Below are 17189 nucleotides of genomic sequence, written 5' to 3' on the forward strand. Positions count from 1 at the left end.
CGTCGCACCGCGGTGTCACTGCGCGGTGCCTGATCAAACTCTCAGCAGGTTACCGGGTGGTCGATCGACGACGCGTCACCGTGTGCGGGCGGCCCCGGCGGCCGAGCCCGCCATCGCGGCGGTACCGGGTTCGTCGACGGGCGCACCGTGGCGACGATGTCCGAGGAGAGCGACGATCAGGCTCATCATTGCGGCGACGGCGCCGAAGCCGAACATGACCGGGTAGGTGATCGCCGGCCAGCTCTCCGAGATCCAGGCCAGAACCGCCGGAACCCCGAAGCCGAGGTAGGTCACGCCGTAGAACACGGCGGTGAGACCGGCGAGGTCATCGGGTCCGGCGATGCGCTGCACCTCCAGCAGGCCGACGATCATCGCCATGCCGTATCCGCAGCCGAGCAGCGTCGACGCCAGGAGCGCGACCCATACGGTCAGCACGTGTGCCGCCACGGCTGCGAGGACCATTCCGACCACGAGCACCACGAAGGCGACGATGACACCGCGGAGACTCCCGGGCCGGTCGATCCGCCGACCCAACGACTGGATGCCGAAACCGGCGGACAGGCCGAGGACGCAGCACAGGCCGGCGAACGCGATCGGCGCTCCCGCGGTACGGGCGGACATGAGGGCGGGGACGATCGCGTAACCCGATGCGGCGGCACCGAAAATCCAGGGCGCCAGTGGCAGCACGACGAACAGGAAACGACGATGGCCCGCGGACGGGATGCGCAGGTCGTTACGCAGACGCCCCGGCGAGTCTTGTCTGGGACGCGTCTCCGGCACCAGCACGATCAGGTTCGCCGCGACGACCGCGACGGCGATGTTGATCAGGTACGGCAGCACATGCGGCCACGGCCCCCACTGCGCGAGCACCCCGGCCACCCCGGCGCCGACGCCGAAGCCGGCGGTGAGACTCATGGCCGCGCGACCGGCGCCGGCACCCGTCCGCGCACCGTCTCGGTCCGAGAGTTCCTTGATCCAGCTCCCGCCCACGGCCATCGAGAGACCCAGCGCGATGCCGCTGCACACCCGCCCGGCGGTCAGCAGTGCCACCGACTCCGAGCCCGCGGCCAGCAGTCCCGAGCCGACCGCCGCGAACAGCGGGGCGGGCAGCATGAGTGGCCGTCGGCCCAGCCGATCCGACAACGGGCCGCCGATCAGCAGGGCGGGCACGATGCCCAGGACGTAGGCGAAGAGCAACGCGTCGACGACGACCGGCGACATGTCGGTGATCTGCCGGTACATGACCAGCAGCGGCGTGAATTCGTTGCCGCCCCACGCGGTGGCGAACACGGCGAGCGCGACGGCGGGCCATCCGAAGCGCGCGCGGTCGGCGCTCATGCCGGTGCCCCGGGGAGGTCGTGCCCGGGTAGATCGTGAACCGCGACGAGGTGGCCGGCGAGCAGGGTGTCGAAACGTTCGGCGTCGGCGGACTCGATCGCGTCGAGGAGCGCGCGGTGGTCGTCGAGGATTCGTGCCGCGACACTCGCGTCCCGGTGCACCGACGCCGTCGTCATCCGTCGATGCCGCTCCCCGAGCGTGGTGTAGAAGCCGGACAGCAATGCGTTGTCGCCGGCGGCGGCGATGAGCTGATGGAACTCGGCGTCGATGCGGGAGAACTCCCGGATGTCCGAGGCGTCGGACCGTCGATGGGCGTCGAGGTTGGCGCGCAGACTCCGCACGAGTCCGGCCACCGCGCCCGGCCGGCCCACGACCGCACGCACCGCGTGCCGTTCGAGGAGCAGGCGCGCGTCCACGACGTCGCGGATCTCGCGCTCACCGATGGGGACCACGAGGGCTCCCCGTTTCGGGTAGAGACGCATCCAGCCTTCCGTCTCCAACCGCAGGAACGCCTCGCGCACCGGCGTACGGCTCACCGAGCACTTCGCGGCGATCTCACCCTCGCTGATCAGCTCACCGCCGGCGATCGCGTTTGTGAGAATTTGCTCTTTGACCTCGACATATACCCGCTCAGCAGCGGATTCGGAGGTCGCATGCAACATAGACACAAGTTGTACCTTATCAATGATCATTGGACACTTCACCTGGGCCGACCCACCTTCCGGAACGATCCCAGACGGTGAGACACTTAATCCGGCCGTAACGAGCGTCACCCCGCTCGCACGAGCCCGGCCCGCGTCCGCTGAGCCCACCTGCTCGCGTCGATGCGGATCACTTCTAGCTCGCGGGCAGCGTGGCCGGCGAGACGATGCAACCCGCATTTCGCGGCTTTTCAGGAGGACCCGTGACGAGCACGGAGGACACACGTATGGGTGAGACCCCCTACACCGAACCCACGATCGCCGACCACCCCATCACCGACGAAGAGATCTTCTTGGCCCACGTCGGCGGCAAGCTCTCGGTGGAGCTGCGCGCACCCATCGACACCCAGCGCGACCTGTCGATCGCCTACACCCCGGGTGTGGCCCAGGTGTCGCGTGCGATCGACACCGATGCGACCCTGGTGAACAAGTACACCTGGACCGATCGCCTGGTCGCAGTGGTGAGCGACGGCTCGGCGGTCCTCGGACTCGGCGACATCGGCCCCCGCGCCTCGCTGCCGGTCATGGAGGGCAAGTCCGCACTGTTCCGCAGCTTCGCCGGACTCAACTCGATCCCCATCGTTCTCGACACCCAGGATCCCGACGAGATCGTCGAGACCCTCATCCGACTCCGCCCGAGCTTCGGCGCCGTGAACCTCGAGGACATCTCCGCGCCGCGCTGCTTCGAGATCGAGCGCCGCGTCATCGAGGCCCTCGACTGCCCGGTCATGCACGACGACCAGCACGGCACCGCGATCGTCGTCCTCGCCGCCCTCAAGGGCGCGACGACCCACCTCGGCCGCGATCTCGCCGGCCTGAAGGTCGTGATCTCCGGCGCCGGTGCCGCGGGTGTCGCGTGCGCGAACATCCTTCTGGCAGTGGGCATCTCCGATGTCGTCGTGTTGGATTCCAAGGGCATCGTGTCTGCGGGACGTGACGGCCTGAACGAGTCGAAGAGCGAACTGGCGTCACGCACCAACCCGCGCGGGCTGACCGGTGGCGCGGTCGAGGCGCTCGCGGGCGCGGATGTGTTCATCGGTGTGTCGGCCGGTCTGATCCCTGAAGAGCTCATCGCGTCGATGAACGACGATTCGATCGTCTTCGCCCTGTCGAACCCCGACCCGGAGATCCATCCGGAGGCCGCCGCGAAGTACGCGGCGATCGTCGCGACCGGACGCAGCGACTTCCCGAACCAGATCAACAACGTCCTCGCCTTCCCCGGCGTCTTCAAAGGTGCGCTCGACGCCGGTGCACGACGCATCAGCGAGGGCATGAAAATCGCTGCGGCCGAAGCCATCTTCTCGGTCGTCGCCGACGACCTGCGCGCCGACCGCATCGTGCCCAGCCCGCTCGACGACCGGGTCGCCCCGGCGGTGGCGGCAGCCGTCGCCGACGTCGCCCGCGCCGAGGGGCACTGCTCGTAGGCGCTACGTCCCACCCGAGACTGAAAACCACCCTCTGGCGGGCTACTGACAGCTATCTGTCGGTGGTTCGCCTCTGGAGGGTGGTTTTCGGTACCTCGGCGTCGCTCACCACCCCATGAGTTCCGCCGACTCCTCGGCGATGGCCGGGCCGAGGGTCATCCCGCGGCCTCCGGGGCCGGTGACCGCCCACACCCCGTCCCCGATGGACTCGCGGCACACGATGCGATGGGGCTCGGTGCACTGGCTGTAGACGCCGGCCCAGCGGCGCTGGATCTTTGGCAGCGGCCGCCCGAGCAGCCCCTCCGTCACCTCGACGAGATGGGCGTAGGGGTCCTCGTCGACGTCGAAGGTGAACGGTTCGGCGTACTCGTGGGTGTCGCCGATGGTCAGCCCACCGTGCAGGCGCTGCACGCACAGCAGCTGCATCCCGTGGTCGGCGGCGACCGGTCGCTGCGGTTCGGTGCGCCGAAGTTCCTCGAGGGCGGGGCCCGCGAAGCCCGGGTAGTAGCGGAGGCTGTCGCCGTCGGCGATCGAAGTGGTGAGACGTTGCCCGAGTGGTGCCGTCTGCATCATCTGCAATCGGACCCGACGGACCGGCAGCTCGCCGAAGATCTCGCGGAGCAGTCCGCGATGAGTTGCGCCGGGGCACAACACGACACAGTCGCCTGCGTGAACGGCCCCGGTGTCATCACGAACCGAGGTGCCGGTGATCGCGCGCGCCTCGACGCCCGGAACGAAGGTGTATCGACCCGATCGCTCCAAGCGGAATCGCAAGGCGGGCATCGCCTGTCGGGACTCCACAGCGGCGTCGGACGCGCAGTACAGTCCGGCGAGGTAGTTCCCCTGTAGCGCAGGGTTCTTCTCCGCGACCTCGATCCGGCGCAACAGGGAGAATCCCCGACGCTGCGCGTCGTCGCGGGCGAGCACCTCTTCGGCGACGGCGAGTTCAGCCTCGGTACGTAACAGGGTGATCGAGCCGTTCGCCCGGAAGCCGACCTTCGGGACCTGGGTGCCGATCTGCTCCCAGAGGATGCGGGAGCGCAGCGCGATCTCCAGTTCGGGAGCGGATCGCCCCGAGACCCACACCAATCCGAAGTTGCGGACGGTGGCGTCCCGCGCGCCGAGTTCACGATCCAGATGGATCACCTCGTGTCCACGTTCGACGGCCATCCAGGCGTGTGCGGTTCCGATGATCCCAGCACCGACGATGATCACGCGCATGCGTTCTGTACTCCTCTGTCGAAAGAGTTGTCGTTCATGGTGATACGGCGACGCGCAGCGCAGCACCCGGCGCCGGCTGCAGGGCGCGCTCGATGTGTTCGAGCGGGATCGGCGGGGTCACCAGCTCCGACCAAGGATGACGGTCGACGGTTCGCGCCAGGAAGTCGACGGCCTGCTGTAGATGACGTGGCTCGTAGTTGTGGACGCCGGTGATCGTCCACCAGCGTCGGACCACCTGCTCCGGGTCGATGTCGAGCAACGGGCCCGGGGTGACCGAACCGGCCAGCACGAGCGTCCCGGCGACGTCCAGCCGGGTGAGTCCCCGACGGATGAAATCCGACGAGCCGGTGAAATCGAGTACGACGTCGACGTTCTCGCCGTCGTCGGGCCGCGCCCCGAATCCGGTGGCCTGCTCCACGCGCGCCCGGTCCCAGTCGGCGATCAGGACGTCGGCGCCGCGGTCGGCACACACCGCCGCTGCGGTCGTCCCCAGCATTCCCGCTCCACCGACGAGGACGCGGCGCCCGGCCACCTCCCCGGCACGCTCGGCGACCGCCATCACGGTGGCGGTGGCGCAGGCCGCTGGGGCGGCCACTACATCGTCGAGAGCGTCGGGAACACCGACCGACGTGGTGCCCGCGGGCAGCAAGATGTGGGTGGCGTAACCCCCGGACAGCGGCCAATCACCGTCGAACGGTTCATGTCCGACCTTGCGCACCCGCCGGCACTTGGCGGTGACGCCGCGTCGGCACCGATCGCACTCACCGCACGAGACCGTGACCGACCAGACGACGCGATCCCCTACGCGGGCGGTCGCTCCCGCGCCGGCGTCGACCACCTCACCCACCGCCTCGTGTCCGAGTACGGAGGGGCAGGGCGACTCTCGGCGTCCGGTCACGGTGTGCAGGTCGCTGCCGCACACCGTGGCCAGTCGTACTCGGACGAGCAACTCGCCACGACCAACTGCAGGAAAGGGCATTTCGACGATGTCGATCCGATCGCCCCGCCAGACGGCAGTACGGGTCAGACGAGTCGTGAGCGTATCCAACCGGACAACCTCTCGATGGTGTAGACGATGACGAAGATGACGAGCACGATGGCCCCGGCGACCTCGAAGTCGAGCGTGCGGATCGATTCGAAGAGCAGGAAGCCGATTCCGCCGGCGCCGACGATGCCGAGCACCGTGGACGTGCGGATGTTGACGTCGAGCAGGTACAGGCCAGAGCCGACGATCGACGGCATGGCCTGCGGAATCACCGTGGCGAACAGGGTTCTCCACCACCCGCAACCAACCGCGCGGGCGGCCTCGACGGGCCCCGGGTCGATCTCCTCCACGGAGTCGGCGACGAGTTTGGCGAGGAAGCCGATGGAACCGATTGCCAGGGCGCAGGTTCCGGCCACCGGACCCAGTCCCAGCGCGGCGACGAACACCACGGCCAGGATGAGTTCCGGCACGGCCCGGACGACGAGAATCCAGGCCCGCGCGGCCCAGTAGACGATTGCGTGCGGGGTCACGTTGCGAGCGGCGAGGATTCCGACCGGGATCGACAACACGGCGCCGATGGCCGTCGACACCACGCCGATCGCGACGGTCTGGAACGCGGCGTCGAACAGGTCCGCCCCGAGCGTGCCGAAGTCGGGCGGGATCATCCGGCCGAACACCTCGACGGCCGGGGGTATCCACGCGATCAGCGCCCACGGCGTGATCTCCAGGACCACCATCGCGGCAACCGTCGCGGCGACAACCAGCACTCCGAAGGCGGTCCGGACGGCGCGTTCCAGACCGGGCCGCATGGGCGACGGCGTCAGCAGCACGCGGCGGATTCCGATGGCCAGCAACTCCATCGCGGCGATGATCACGAGAATGACCAGCACGATGCCGAGGGCTCGCGGATAGATCAGACCACGGAGCGCGTCCTGCAGTGCGAAACCGATTCCGCCCGCGCCGACGAACCCGAGCACGACCGACATCCGGAGGTTGATGTCGATGCGGTACACGAACGCACCGATCCACGCCGGGACACATTGCGGTACGACCGCATTGACCATCTCGCGGACATAGCCGACGCCCGTGCTGCGCACCGCTTCGCGCGGCCCCTCGTCGACCTGCTCGATCGCGTCCGCGAACAGCTTGCCGAGCATGCCGATCGAATGCAACGCCAGGGCCAGGATGCCCGGCAGCACACCGATACCCAGAGCACGCACAAACAAGACCGCGAACAGGAGGTCGGGCATCGCTTGGCAGAACGTGATGATGGCCCGCGCCACCGCTTGGACCGCAGGATGCGGACTGGTGTTGCGAGCGGCCAGGAACGCCAGCGGCACCGACGCGATCGCGGCGAGCACGGTACCAAGTACCGCCATCAGCAGAGTCTCCAACGCCAGCACGCTGATCCGGCCGGGATCACCGAGCCGAGGTGGCAGCATCCGCTCGATGAGCGCAACGATGTCCTCGATCCCGTAGATCAGTGTTCCCGGCGCGAAGTCGATCCACCACGCGCAGATCAGCGTCGCGACAAGGCCTCCGACCGCGATGCCGGGCAGGACCGCGCGGTTCCACCCGGGTCGCTTCCGGGCTGATGGGTCCGCCCGCGGTCGATCGAGCAGCGGGGTGTTCATCGGCGTCGCGCCGCGTTCGTCGACGCCGACACCGGGTCGACGCGTCGGTAGACGTCCATCACCTCGTCGCGGTCCAATCCGACCGTGGAGCGATCCAGAACCTTGTGCCCACTGCGCAATCCGACGATGCGGTGCGCCCACCCGAGGGCCAGGTCCACCTGGTGCAGGGTGCAGAGGATGGTGAGCTTCTCCTCGACGCACACCTGGAACAGCAGATCCATGACGACGCCGGCGTTCTCCGGGTCGAGGGAGGCCACCGGTTCGTCGGCGAGCAGGAGCGTCGGTTTCTGCATCAGCGTGCGTGCGATGGCGACGCGCTGCTGCTGCCCGCCGGAGAGGGTGTCGGCGCGACGGTCGGCGAGGTCGGCGAGACCGACACGGTCGAGGTGCTCGAGCGCCTCCTGGCGCATGTGCTTCGGGTACGTGAGCGCACCGTAGCGCGGGCACCGGAGTCGGCCGAGCCCGCCGAGCAGGACGTTCTCGAGACAGCTGATCCGGCCGACGAGGTTGAAGTGCTGGAAGACGAACCCGACGTCGCGTCGTACAGCCCGCATCTCGGTACGTCCGGCACGATCGACCCGGTGCCCCACGACGTCGACGACGCCGGACGTCGCGGGATGCAGTCCGTTCAGGCAGCGCAGGAAGGTCGACTTCCCGGACCCGGAAAGGCCAAGGAGCACCACGAGTTCGCTGCGGTGGACGTCGAGCGACACGTCGTCGACCGCCACGGTGTCGCCGAACCGCTTGGTCAGTCCGTCGACGTGGACGACGAGGTCGTCGCCGGCCACCGGTGGATGTGCGGTCATCAGCTCGCACACTTCTCGGACTTGGTGACCTCGCAGACGTGCCGCACGCCGGCGTAGTCCTCGTCGGAGGCAGGCACGACACCCCACGCACGCTCGTCGGTGATGAGGCACTCGTCGCCGGAGCAGAAGCCCGCGGCTTCCATCGACTCCTTGTTGACCTGCTCGGTGAACACCTTGGTGAGCGTGTCGATGGCTTCGGGGCCCAGCGGATTGTTCGCCGCGAACACCGATCCCGCGATCATCTCCGACTTCCAGACCGTCTTCAGCTGTCCTTGCTGGAGGTCGCCCTTCTCGATGAGGGTCTTGTCGACCATCGAGTCGAAGGCGAATCCGGCTTCGCAGTCACCGGACGCCACCGACAGCGCCGACGCGTCGTGTCCACCGGCGTAGATCGGGGTGACGCCCGCGGCGAGGTCGGTCTCGGTGCCGGACTTGATCACCCCCGCTTCGATGAGACCGGCGCTCGGGTAGAGGAAGCCGGAGGTGGACCCGGGGTCGACGAAACAGACCGTCTTGCCGGCGAAGTCGTCGATGCTGTTGACGGACGCGTTGTCGGCCTTGGCGATTCCGTAGGACTGGTATCCCGGTTCCGCACCCTTCTCCGACGCCACTGCTCCGATCGGGGTGATGTCGGCCCCGTTGAGGCCGGCGACGACGTAGGCGAAGGGACCGAAGAAGGCGAGGTCGACGTTGTCGGCGATCATCCCCTCGACGACGCCGGCATAGTCGGAGGCCTGGACGAACTCGACCTTCGACCCGGTTTCCTGTTCGATCACCTTGATGACCGGGTCGTAGCTGGCCTTGAGATCGGAGGAGTTCTCGGCCGGGATCGCGGCGAGGGTGAGAGTTTCAGGAAAACCGTTGTCATTGACCGCTTCCGAATCGCCACCGGAACATCCGGCGAGAACGAGGGCGGCGGTGAGGGCGAGCGGAGATCTACGGTTCTTCATCGGAGACGACCTTTCGGGGCGTGACGGGGGCGGGATGTGGAGTGGATCAGGGGGCGGTGATCAGAGCGGGGAGATCGGCGACCGACGTGAGCACCCGATCGGCACCCGCGGCACGCAGGGTGTGCTCGTCGTGGGCACCGGTGAGCACGCCCACGGACAGACCGGCGCGGGCGCGTCGTGCGGTGTCGATGTCGCTCGACGTGTCGCCGACGACGACGACGTTGGCCATGTCGTCGACCTGGGCGGTGAGAGCGGCGGCCAGCACGAGGTCCGGGTAGGGGCGACCGCGCAGGCCGGCGGTGGGCGCGAGGACCTGGTCGACGACCGCGGCCCACCCCAGTGAGTCGAGAATTCGTTGCTGGGTGGCCGGACTGAACCCGGTGGTGAACGCGGTGGCGATCCCGCGCGATCGCAGGTCCGCGAACGTCTCCGCCGCTCCCGGGATCGGGTCGACCCCGTCGTCGATCAGTTCTCCGTAGGCCTCTTCGAACGCTTCGTTTGCCCGTCGGGCCGCGTCGTCGGAGCCGAGAAGCGCGCGGAACACTGCGATCTTGGACTGCCCCATCGTGTCGAGGACGTAGGTGCGGGCGCGGTCGCGCTCGTCGCCCTGGTCGGGAATGCCGACCGCGGTCGCGGCCACCTCGAACGCCTGGGTGACGAGCCCGTCGTCGACGATCGTGGTGCCGGCCATGTCGAAGACGACGAGTTGGACGGACGAGGTGCCATCGTGTGGGGTGGTTGTGCTCGCAAGATCCGAAGCAGGCTCAGTGAAGTCATCGGTTGTACGCATGAGCCCACTCTCGCGTTTGGTATAGACCAATTCGGGTGTCTGACCCCAACGCCAGGTGAACACTCGGTTGCCACTTGGTCTAGACCATTATTTGCTATGTTGGTCGCATGACCCTGTCCGAGCAACCGCGCGTTCTCAAGCACCAGGTGGTCAGGTCCCGGCTGGAGGAACTCCTTCAAGACCTCGTCGAGGGTGATCCCTTTCCCGCGGAACGCGATCTCGCCGAGAGCTTCTCGGTGTCACGCGAGACCATCCGACAAGCACTTCGAGAGCTGTTGCTCGACGGCAAAATCGAGCGCCGGGGTCGGATGACGGTGGTCGCGGGTCCCAAGATCCGACAACCGTTGTCGATCGGTTCGTACACCGAGGCGGCCCGCGAGCGCGGGATGGAGACCAGTCGCATCCTGGTGGGATGGACGAACCTGACGGCCGACGCGGTGCTCGCCGAACGCCTGGCGATCGCCGTCGGCGACCCGGTCATCCAGCTCGAGCGTGTCTTCACGACCGACAGGGTGCGCGTCGCGCTGGAACGGACACGCCTGCCGGCCTTCCGGTACCCCGATCTCGAACGCGACTTCGAGGTGACCTCGTCGTTGTATGCCGAATTCCGTAGGCGCGGGGTGCGTTTCGGGCGTACCGAGGACACCATCGAGACGACGTTGCCCGACGCGCGTGAGGCCGCTCTGCTCAACGTCGACGCTCGTACGCCGATGTTCTTGCTGAACCGCTTGTCCTACGACAAGGACGACGTCCCCATCGAGTATCGGCGTTCGCTGTACCGGGGCGACCGGATGGCGTTCACGCAGACGATGTACGCCGACTGATCAGTAGTTCTGGTCCTGCCAGGTGCACAGGCACACCTCGTTGCCCTCGGCGTCGGCGAGGACCCAGAAGGCCGGGGCGTACTCGTCGGTGAGGAGTTGGCCGCCGGCGGTGATGGCCGACTGCAGCCGCTCGTGTAGTTCGTCGGTCGGGATCCACAGGTCGACGTGCATCCTGCTCCGCTGGGGACGAGGTTCGTCCATCTGCTGGAACCAAACGCTGGGTAGGCGCCCAGCCGGATCGACGAGGTCGACAGGTTCGCGATCGGCCGCGTCGCCGTAGCCCAGGACGGCTTTCCAGAAGGGCCTGATGGCCGGGATGTCGAGGGCGTCGATGGCGAGGTTGAACTGGGTGACGGGCGCGGACACCGGCTCGAGGCCGAGGTCGGCGGCGATGCCCGTGATCCGGTTCGCCAGCGCGACATCGGCTTCCGTGAGCTGGTGCGCGCTGTGCGTGGTGAGCACGAGATGCACCGTGCCGTAACGCAGATCGATGTCGGGGTGGTGGTTCGCCTCTTCGGCGGCGTCGATGATCTTGGCGACGAACTCGCCGCCCCGCACCATCGATCCGGTGTTGTAGGCGGCGGCGAGTCTGTCGGCGATGACACGCCAGGGATCGGCGACCATCTCGGCGGCCTCGGCGGTGGTGAGCGGTGAGCGAGTGGACCCGGTCATGTCGCCCCATGCTGCCCCGTTCCGGTGGATTGCGAAAGGGGGCGCGCCTCAGTGCCTCTTGGTGGTCGCCGCGGCCAAGGTCGCGATCGCCTGGTGCGTCGCCGGGAGGAACCCGCGGCGCGCCTCCTGGTCCAGGGGGGTGCCGGCGCCGATGACGGGGTCGTAGTCGAGTCCGATCACTCCGCCGACCGCACCGGACACCACGTTGACCAGCATGTCGGCGAGTCCGTCCTGATGGGTGGCCGGTAGTTGGGAGGAGATGACGACGATCGTCTTCTCCAGCACCCCGGCCCGGTCCCATTCGGTGAAGACGACCCGGGCGCGGTTGAGTAAGTCGGGTCTCGCGGCGATGACGAGCACCGGGGTGAGGTTCGGGAGGTCGTCTTCGGCGAGTTCGGGCAGCAACGTGAGCGGATGCGCACCGGCGTCGACGACGGGAACCGCGCCCTGCCGCCACGTCTCGACGACGGCGTCGGTGACCGTCGCCTCCTCGGGCGGAAGCCACAGACCCGTGCCCGACGCCGTGCGCAACAGTTCGGGGTTACCCGACCCGCGGAGCCGCAGCTCGATGTCGCAGTCGTTGCCCGACGCGTCCACCCACCACGAGAGCAGCCCGAGCGTCGACGACGCCCGATGCTCCGCGAGCAGCGCCGAAACAACCGACGTGCCAACGCCTCCCGCTGTCCCGCACACGACGACGGCCCGCTCGGCCCAGGCCTGCGGGTCGCCGTCGCGTGGTGTGGTCGGGTTGGTCATGTGGATTCAGGGAACGAGCATGTAGATGGTCGAACCGTAGCCGGAAGGGACTCGAACAGGACTATTGGGCGAAAACCCACCGAACCCAAGGCTGACTGGACCTGAGCCGGTGTTGATCTCCCAAACCTTCTTCTCGCCCGGACGCGGGCCGAACGTTGCGGTAACCCATTTTTCCAGGTTGTAACCCCGCACGCTGGTGTAGTAGTTCCCAAACAGCACTCGGCAATTCGGATTACGCTTCCAACTCGCCCCAGCCCCGGTGAACCCGTGCGACCGCACCGTGACCCTGACTACACCCCGCTTACCCTTCGGCGCATCCACAGTCGCGTTGACCGCACCCCGGCAGTAGGAGTGGTCGCCGAATATCCCGAAGTTGTAGCCGGTAGTCGAAACTTGGGGAATCGGAGCCGCGGACGCCTGACCGACGCCCGCCATGCACAAGGCGCCAACGATAAGTCCGACAAAAATAGTCGCGAGTAATCGCTTCATTTGATCCCTCTTTACCTTCTGCGGGCGCTCAGTTACGGGACCAACAGGTAGAAACCCGCCCCGTATGACTGGGGTGAGGCGATCGGGCTGTTAGCCGAGTAGGCAGTTACGCCGAATACGACCACACCCGAACCCGTATGAACGTCCCAAGTCTTGCTCTCACCGCGTCGCGGCCCGAAGCCAGCTCTTACCCACTTCTGAATGTTGAGTCCTCGACCGCTTGTGTACGTTGTCGCGAAGAGGACTCGACACCTCGGATTCTTCCTCCATCCCGGGCCGTCGCCTGTGAACCCGTGCGACCGTGCAGTTACTCGAACCACGCCGGGCTTCCCTGCCGGCGCATCGAGACCGATGTTGACAGCTCCGCGGCAGAAGGAGTGGTCACCAAAGGTGCCGAAATTGTTCCCGGTCGTTGATAGCTGGGGAATAGGGGCTGCGGTTGAGTGACCACCGCCAGCAACCGTAGCGATACTTGCCAAGACAAGCACGACCATAAAGACCATGAGTTTATTCATTCGTCCCTCACTATTCGATTCGGATCAAAAATTGGAAGTGGCCCCGCGTCGGTGCGCCACCCATCTGTGAGCACGCACCGAATATCTTGTCGGCGCGGTGCGGCGTACTAGATCGTCAGTTTTCGCTGGGTTCGTCAAGGAACCAGCATGTAGTACGACACGCCCACCGACTGCCTCAGACGAATCGGGTTGTTACGGGCATACGTCGACACCAGAAACTCGACCACTCCCGACCCAGTCCTGACCTCGTGAACCACCTTCTGCCCACGCCTCGGACCAAAATTGGCATTGAAGAAGTTCCATTGCGCGTACCCAATCGCACTGGTGTGCACCGTGCCGACCAACAGCTTGCACACCGGATTCCGCTTCCAACTCGGCCCCTGGCCGGTAAATCCGCGAGACGTGAGCGAGACGCGGACAACTCCCGGCTCCCTGGGCGCTGCGGTGAGACTGACGTGTAGTACACCGTTGCAGAATGAATGGTTGCCCACCGTAGCAAATTGGTTGCCGCTGACCGAGATTCTCTGCAGTTCGGGCGCCGCGTTGACATCTCCTGGACCAGCGATCACCCCGGTCAGCGCTGCTACAGCCACCGTCAGTGCAACTGCAATACGTCTTGACATCAGAAACTCAACTCACTTCGTAAGCTACGGGACCAACATGTAGTGCGACACTCCGTAGGACTGCATGACGCGAACGGGGTTGTTGCGCGCATACGAGACGGCCTGGAACTGAACAAGACCGGACCCGGTCCTGATGTCGTGGACCACCTTCTGTCCGCGGCGCGGTCCAAAATCGGCGTTAAAGAAGTTCCATTTGGCATACGCCTCGATGCTCGTATGCACTGTGCCGATCAGAAGCTTGCACACCGGCTTCCGCTTCCAACTCGGACCGTTTCCTGTGAAGCCAGAAGACGTGAGGGTGACCCGGACGACCCCGGGCTTGGATGGGGCGGCAGTCAAGCCCACGTGCAGGACTCCTCTGCAGTAGGAATGATCACCAAAGGTTCCCATGGTGTCGCCGGTAATACCTATGCGTGGCAACTGTGGTGCAGCATCGCTTTTCCCAACTCCGACGACAACACCCGCGGACACGACGACAAGGCCGATCACTACACACAACAGACGTTTCATATTCAAAGGCCCTTGTTCTCAGTGATGTTCGGCTGAAGAGTTGCCAACCTCAGCCGGCCACAAGACGTCACTTCCAGGGACCGCGTTCTTCAGGCTGTCGGACTGTGCGCGAGTCCAGTCGCGTACCGACTTCTCAGTCTGCGGGCCGAACACTACATAGGGTGACCGAGCTTGCGCTCCCGACCATTTGAAGGTCGAAGCCCCTATTCTTGCGTCAACGTCGCCACGATGGTTGACGACATAGTCGACGGCTGGCAACCCCGCGCTGCGCGCGCGATCTGCTGTCAGGTGGAATTCAAACTGATTCGGCCCATCAGGCTGCGGGAGCGCGTGCCGTGGACCGTTCTGATTCCATGGCTCATCCGGGTTCGCGCCGGGGTCACCCGCGCCAAGCGCATACGCGAGGGCTCCGCCAGCAGTCCCACCGATGGCGAAACCGACTATTGCGCCTGCAGCGCCAGCCCCGGCACCTCCAACCCCGGCACCGATTAGTGCACCTACACCCGTCTGAAACGGCTGCGGCGGGAACGCGGAGCCGATCAACGCCCCGACTCCCGCACCAACTCCCGCGCCCACAACCGCCGACGGAATACCAAGCGCGACAGCACCAGCCGTACCACCGGCCATGACACCGATGATCGTGGCGGCAGCACGACGCGTCGCCTCGTCCTCAGGAACACCAGCAGAGATCAAACCTTGCGCGATCTTCGCCTCACCATAGGCCGACCACGCATTGATCGAGTTCACATCACGCTTCGACATCCCCTCCGGAATGTCGGTGACGAAGTTGCCCACACGGATCTTCTCCGGCGGCGGCGCGATCGGCCGAACCGGCGGAGCAACCCGCGGAGCCACCCGATTGTTGATCAACGGAGTGTAGGGCTCGTCATACGAATACGACCCAGGCGCGGTGTACGCCTGATAAGGCGCCTCCACCGGCGGCCCCGGAATACTGCCCGGCCCCGGAACCACGACCGGCTCGACCGTGGCCTCAGCACCGGCACCACCATCCGGCGACACATCGCTCGGACTCGTGCCACCCTGCCCCGGCGCCGTGTCACCCGGACTCGTGCCCCCCTGCTCCGGCACCGCAAACGCCGCTCCCGCGCCCGCAGTGATCGACACCGCGACCACCGCCGACGTCACCGACAGCAATGGACCACTCGGCACCCGACGCTTCCGATGCCGACCCCGACTATGACTCATTACTCGACTACCTCTCTGGTGCGCCCACGGCGGGCGAGATCTCACTCAACTGATCGAATGGACTGGATGTAGGACTTGCCGCCGATGGTCGTCGTGCGGATGACCTGGCGGTAGGTGATGGGCGCCGCGTCGGGCTGCAGTTCGGTGAGCACCACCGAGTACTCGCCCGGGCCGCGCTCGGCGACCGTCAGACAGTGCCGGGTACCGAGTGGACGCTGATTGATGTACTGCTGCATCACGTACTCAGAGGCCACCGCGCCCGGCGCCGCGACCGCCCGTGCCGCCCTTGCCGAGCGCAGAACGTAATAGGCGTGGTTGAAGGCGCGGATCGCGCCGGCGCCGGACTCTTGGTTACCGGCATCGTCGCCGTCGGACACCGTCGTCCCCGCCCCCACCGGGCGTTGCGTACAGGCGGGCTCGCTCGCCACGGCGGACGTGGATGGCAACAGCGAATCAGAGGCGTCAGCGGTGGACGTCGATGCCGTCGTCGATTCGGGCTCGCCGCCGCGCGTCAGGACCACACCCAAGGCTGTGGCGACAATCACAAGAATCGCTGCTGCCGCACCTGCGATTCGCAGTGGTGAACCGAAACGTGCGGGCTTCTCACCGCGTGCGGCCGATCCGCTCTTCCGCTTCGCACGGACCGACTTCTCCGCCTCCGCCAGGAACGCGTCGAGCTCCGACGCCGGGCGAGGCGCGACGACCTGCGGTGCGGCGACCGCCGGCCGAATCGGCTCCTCGAGCTGTGGAACTGGACGCTCGAGAACCGCCACCGCGGACGGCTGCGAGGCAACCTGAGCTGGGCCGACGGAGCGGTATCGGGCCAGGTGAGCGGCGAGATCGGCGGCTGGCGTCGCGCCGGAAGCGGGCGACGGCGGGACGTCGGGGAACCACAGTGCGGAAGCGCGCGGCGGCACCAAAGATCCCTCCCCCCGGCCGGTGATCATGTCGTCGTGAAGTTGCGCTCAACGACGGCACGACGCAGGGGGTCCCCCGATGACGTCGGCATATGCCGTCGCTGACCTCGGGACACCCTACAACAGCTCTCAGGACCTTCTCAGCTGTCATCCACAGGGGTGACAGGCGATCCTGCGCTGCGAATTCATGCACACAGATGTCGCGCTGACTAGGGTCGCGAGTGTGCTTCTCACGGCCGCAGTCGCCCGCGGGGTCGCGGACGGAACCGTCGACCTCGCCTTCCGGCGATGGGGCCATCCGCGCATTCATCCCGGCTCGAGCTTCATCGCGCTGACTCACGTCATCGAGGTGACGTCCCTGGAACGCGTCGACCCCGAGCGGATCACGCGCGAGGAGGCGCGGCGCGCGGGATACGGCGATGCCGACGCCGTCCGGGCCGCCCTCTGCGTCAACGTCCACAATCCGACCTACCGCATCGGACTGCAGTGCATCGGCGAGGACCCACGGATCGCCCTGCGCGCCGACGATGATCTGGCGGACGCGGACGTGGACGAGATCCGAACCCGCCTCGACCGGATGGACTCCCGGTCCAAGATCGGGCCGTGGACCCGAGAAACCCTCGACCTCATCGCGCGCCGCCCGGGCGTGGTGTCGACCGACCTCGCGGCTGAACTCGGCACCGACCGAGCAGGATTGAAGCAGGACATCACCAAGCTCAAGAAGCTCGGGCTGACCGACAGCCTCGTCGTCGGGTACGAACTGTCGCCGCGCGGCGTCGAGTTCCGGCGTCGCGACCGCGACTGAGGTCACCGAACATCCGACGGCGA

18 protein-coding genes are annotated in these 17189 nt (G+C 66.7%); 3 read left to right on the top strand and 15 right to left on the bottom strand.

Features of this window, described 5'->3' with window-relative positions:
- Positions 1 to 75: 75 nt before the first annotated feature.
- Entirely contained in the window at positions 76 to 1338 is a 1263-nt protein-coding gene (locus A9310_RS10240; RefSeq protein ID WP_065630509.1) for an MFS transporter, read from the bottom strand.
- Entirely contained in the window at positions 1335 to 2000 is a 666-nt protein-coding gene (locus A9310_RS10245; RefSeq protein WP_065630510.1) for a GntR family transcriptional regulator, read from the bottom strand. Before A9310_RS10245 ends, A9310_RS10240 begins: the two co-directional genes overlap by 4 nt.
- Before the next feature lie 266 nt (positions 2001 to 2266).
- Here A9310_RS10245 and A9310_RS10250 point away from each other — a divergent pair, with 266 nt between their 5' ends.
- A complete protein-coding gene (locus tag A9310_RS10250; protein WP_058251397.1) occupies positions 2267 to 3463 on the top strand; it encodes an NADP-dependent malic enzyme in 1197 nt (398 codons plus the stop codon).
- 105 nt (positions 3464 to 3568) lie between these two features.
- Here A9310_RS10250 and A9310_RS10255 read toward each other — a convergent pair whose 3' ends face one another.
- The 6 genes from A9310_RS10255 to A9310_RS10280 are packed head-to-tail and all read right to left on the bottom strand — an operon-like array spanning position 3569 to position 9849.
- Positions 3569 to 4684, bottom strand: a complete 1116-nt coding sequence (locus tag A9310_RS10255) for a TIGR03364 family FAD-dependent oxidoreductase (protein WP_065630511.1) — start codon at positions 4682 to 4684, stop codon at positions 3569 to 3571.
- A gap of 34 nt (positions 4685 to 4718) precedes the next feature.
- Entirely contained in the window at positions 4719 to 5732 is a 1014-nt protein-coding gene (locus tag A9310_RS10260) for a zinc-binding dehydrogenase (protein WP_065630512.1), read from the bottom strand.
- The gene (gene phnE / locus A9310_RS10265) at positions 5708 to 7303 is read right to left on the bottom strand and encodes a phosphonate ABC transporter, permease protein PhnE (RefSeq protein WP_065630513.1); all 1596 of its coding nucleotides are present in this window, start codon (positions 7301 to 7303) and stop codon (positions 5708 to 5710) included. Before phnE ends, A9310_RS10260 begins: the two co-directional genes overlap by 25 nt.
- Positions 7300 to 8109, bottom strand: a complete 810-nt coding sequence (phnC, locus tag A9310_RS10270; RefSeq protein WP_065630542.1) for a phosphonate ABC transporter ATP-binding protein — start codon at positions 8107 to 8109, stop codon at positions 7300 to 7302. The genes phnE and phnC overlap by 4 nt, the downstream gene beginning before the upstream one ends.
- Positions 8109 to 9059 carry a phosphate/phosphite/phosphonate ABC transporter substrate-binding protein gene (locus tag A9310_RS10275; RefSeq protein ID WP_065630514.1) on the bottom strand — a complete coding sequence of 317 codons (951 nt, stop codon included), beginning with the start codon at positions 9057 to 9059 and terminating at the stop codon, positions 8109 to 8111. The genes phnC and A9310_RS10275 overlap by 1 nt, the downstream gene beginning before the upstream one ends.
- A 46-nt stretch (positions 9060 to 9105) precedes the next feature.
- Positions 9106 to 9849 carry a phosphonatase-like hydrolase gene (locus tag A9310_RS10280; RefSeq protein WP_065630515.1) on the bottom strand — a complete coding sequence of 248 codons (744 nt, stop codon included), beginning with the start codon at positions 9847 to 9849 and terminating at the stop codon, positions 9106 to 9108.
- Positions 9850 to 9956: 107 nt separating this feature from the next.
- Here A9310_RS10280 and A9310_RS10285 point away from each other — a divergent pair, with 107 nt between their 5' ends.
- Positions 9957 to 10673, top strand: a complete 717-nt coding sequence (locus A9310_RS10285) for a GntR family transcriptional regulator (RefSeq protein ID WP_065630516.1) — start codon at positions 9957 to 9959, stop codon at positions 10671 to 10673.
- Here the strand turns inward: A9310_RS10285 and A9310_RS10290 are convergent, their stop codons facing one another.
- From A9310_RS10290 to A9310_RS10315, 7 genes are all read right to left on the bottom strand, one after another.
- Positions 10674 to 11345: a VOC family protein gene (locus tag A9310_RS10290; protein ID WP_058251398.1), complete on the bottom strand. Its 672-nt coding sequence runs from the start codon at positions 11343 to 11345 to the stop codon at positions 10674 to 10676.
- 48 nt (positions 11346 to 11393) lie between these two features.
- Positions 11394 to 12101: a hypothetical protein gene (locus A9310_RS10295; RefSeq protein WP_065630517.1), complete on the bottom strand. Its 708-nt coding sequence runs from the start codon at positions 12099 to 12101 to the stop codon at positions 11394 to 11396.
- A 6-nt stretch (positions 12102 to 12107) separates the two neighbouring features.
- Positions 12108 to 12590, bottom strand: a complete 483-nt coding sequence (locus A9310_RS25100) for an enoyl-CoA hydratase (RefSeq protein WP_083207333.1) — start codon at positions 12588 to 12590, stop codon at positions 12108 to 12110.
- Positions 12591 to 13239: 649 nt separating this feature from the next.
- Positions 13240 to 13728 carry a hypothetical protein gene (locus tag A9310_RS25555; RefSeq protein WP_065630518.1) on the bottom strand — a complete coding sequence of 163 codons (489 nt, stop codon included), beginning with the start codon at positions 13726 to 13728 and terminating at the stop codon, positions 13240 to 13242.
- A gap of 24 nt (positions 13729 to 13752) precedes the next feature.
- Positions 13753 to 14238 carry a hypothetical protein gene (locus A9310_RS25560; RefSeq protein WP_065630519.1) on the bottom strand — a complete coding sequence of 162 codons (486 nt, stop codon included), beginning with the start codon at positions 14236 to 14238 and terminating at the stop codon, positions 13753 to 13755.
- An 18-nt stretch (positions 14239 to 14256) separates the two neighbouring features.
- Positions 14257 to 15444, bottom strand: a complete 1188-nt coding sequence (locus A9310_RS25120) for a hypothetical protein (RefSeq protein ID WP_254661219.1) — start codon at positions 15442 to 15444, stop codon at positions 14257 to 14259.
- Between the two features lie 41 nt (positions 15445 to 15485).
- Complete coding sequence (locus tag A9310_RS10315; protein ID WP_254661220.1) at positions 15486 to 16361, bottom strand: hypothetical protein; 876 nt, start codon at positions 16359 to 16361, stop codon at positions 15486 to 15488.
- Between the two features lie 223 nt (positions 16362 to 16584).
- On the opposite strand from A9310_RS10315, the gene A9310_RS10320 reads away from it, so the two are divergent.
- Positions 16585 to 17166 (top strand): hypothetical protein, encoded by a 582-nt coding sequence (locus A9310_RS10320; protein WP_065630521.1) that lies wholly within the window; start codon positions 16585 to 16587, stop codon positions 17164 to 17166.
- The last annotated feature ends 23 nt before the right edge of the window (positions 17167 to 17189 follow it).

The organism is Gordonia sp. UCD-TK1 (assembly GCF_001691435.1).
Classification (GTDB): domain Bacteria; phylum Actinomycetota; class Actinomycetes; order Mycobacteriales; family Mycobacteriaceae; genus Gordonia; species Gordonia hongkongensis.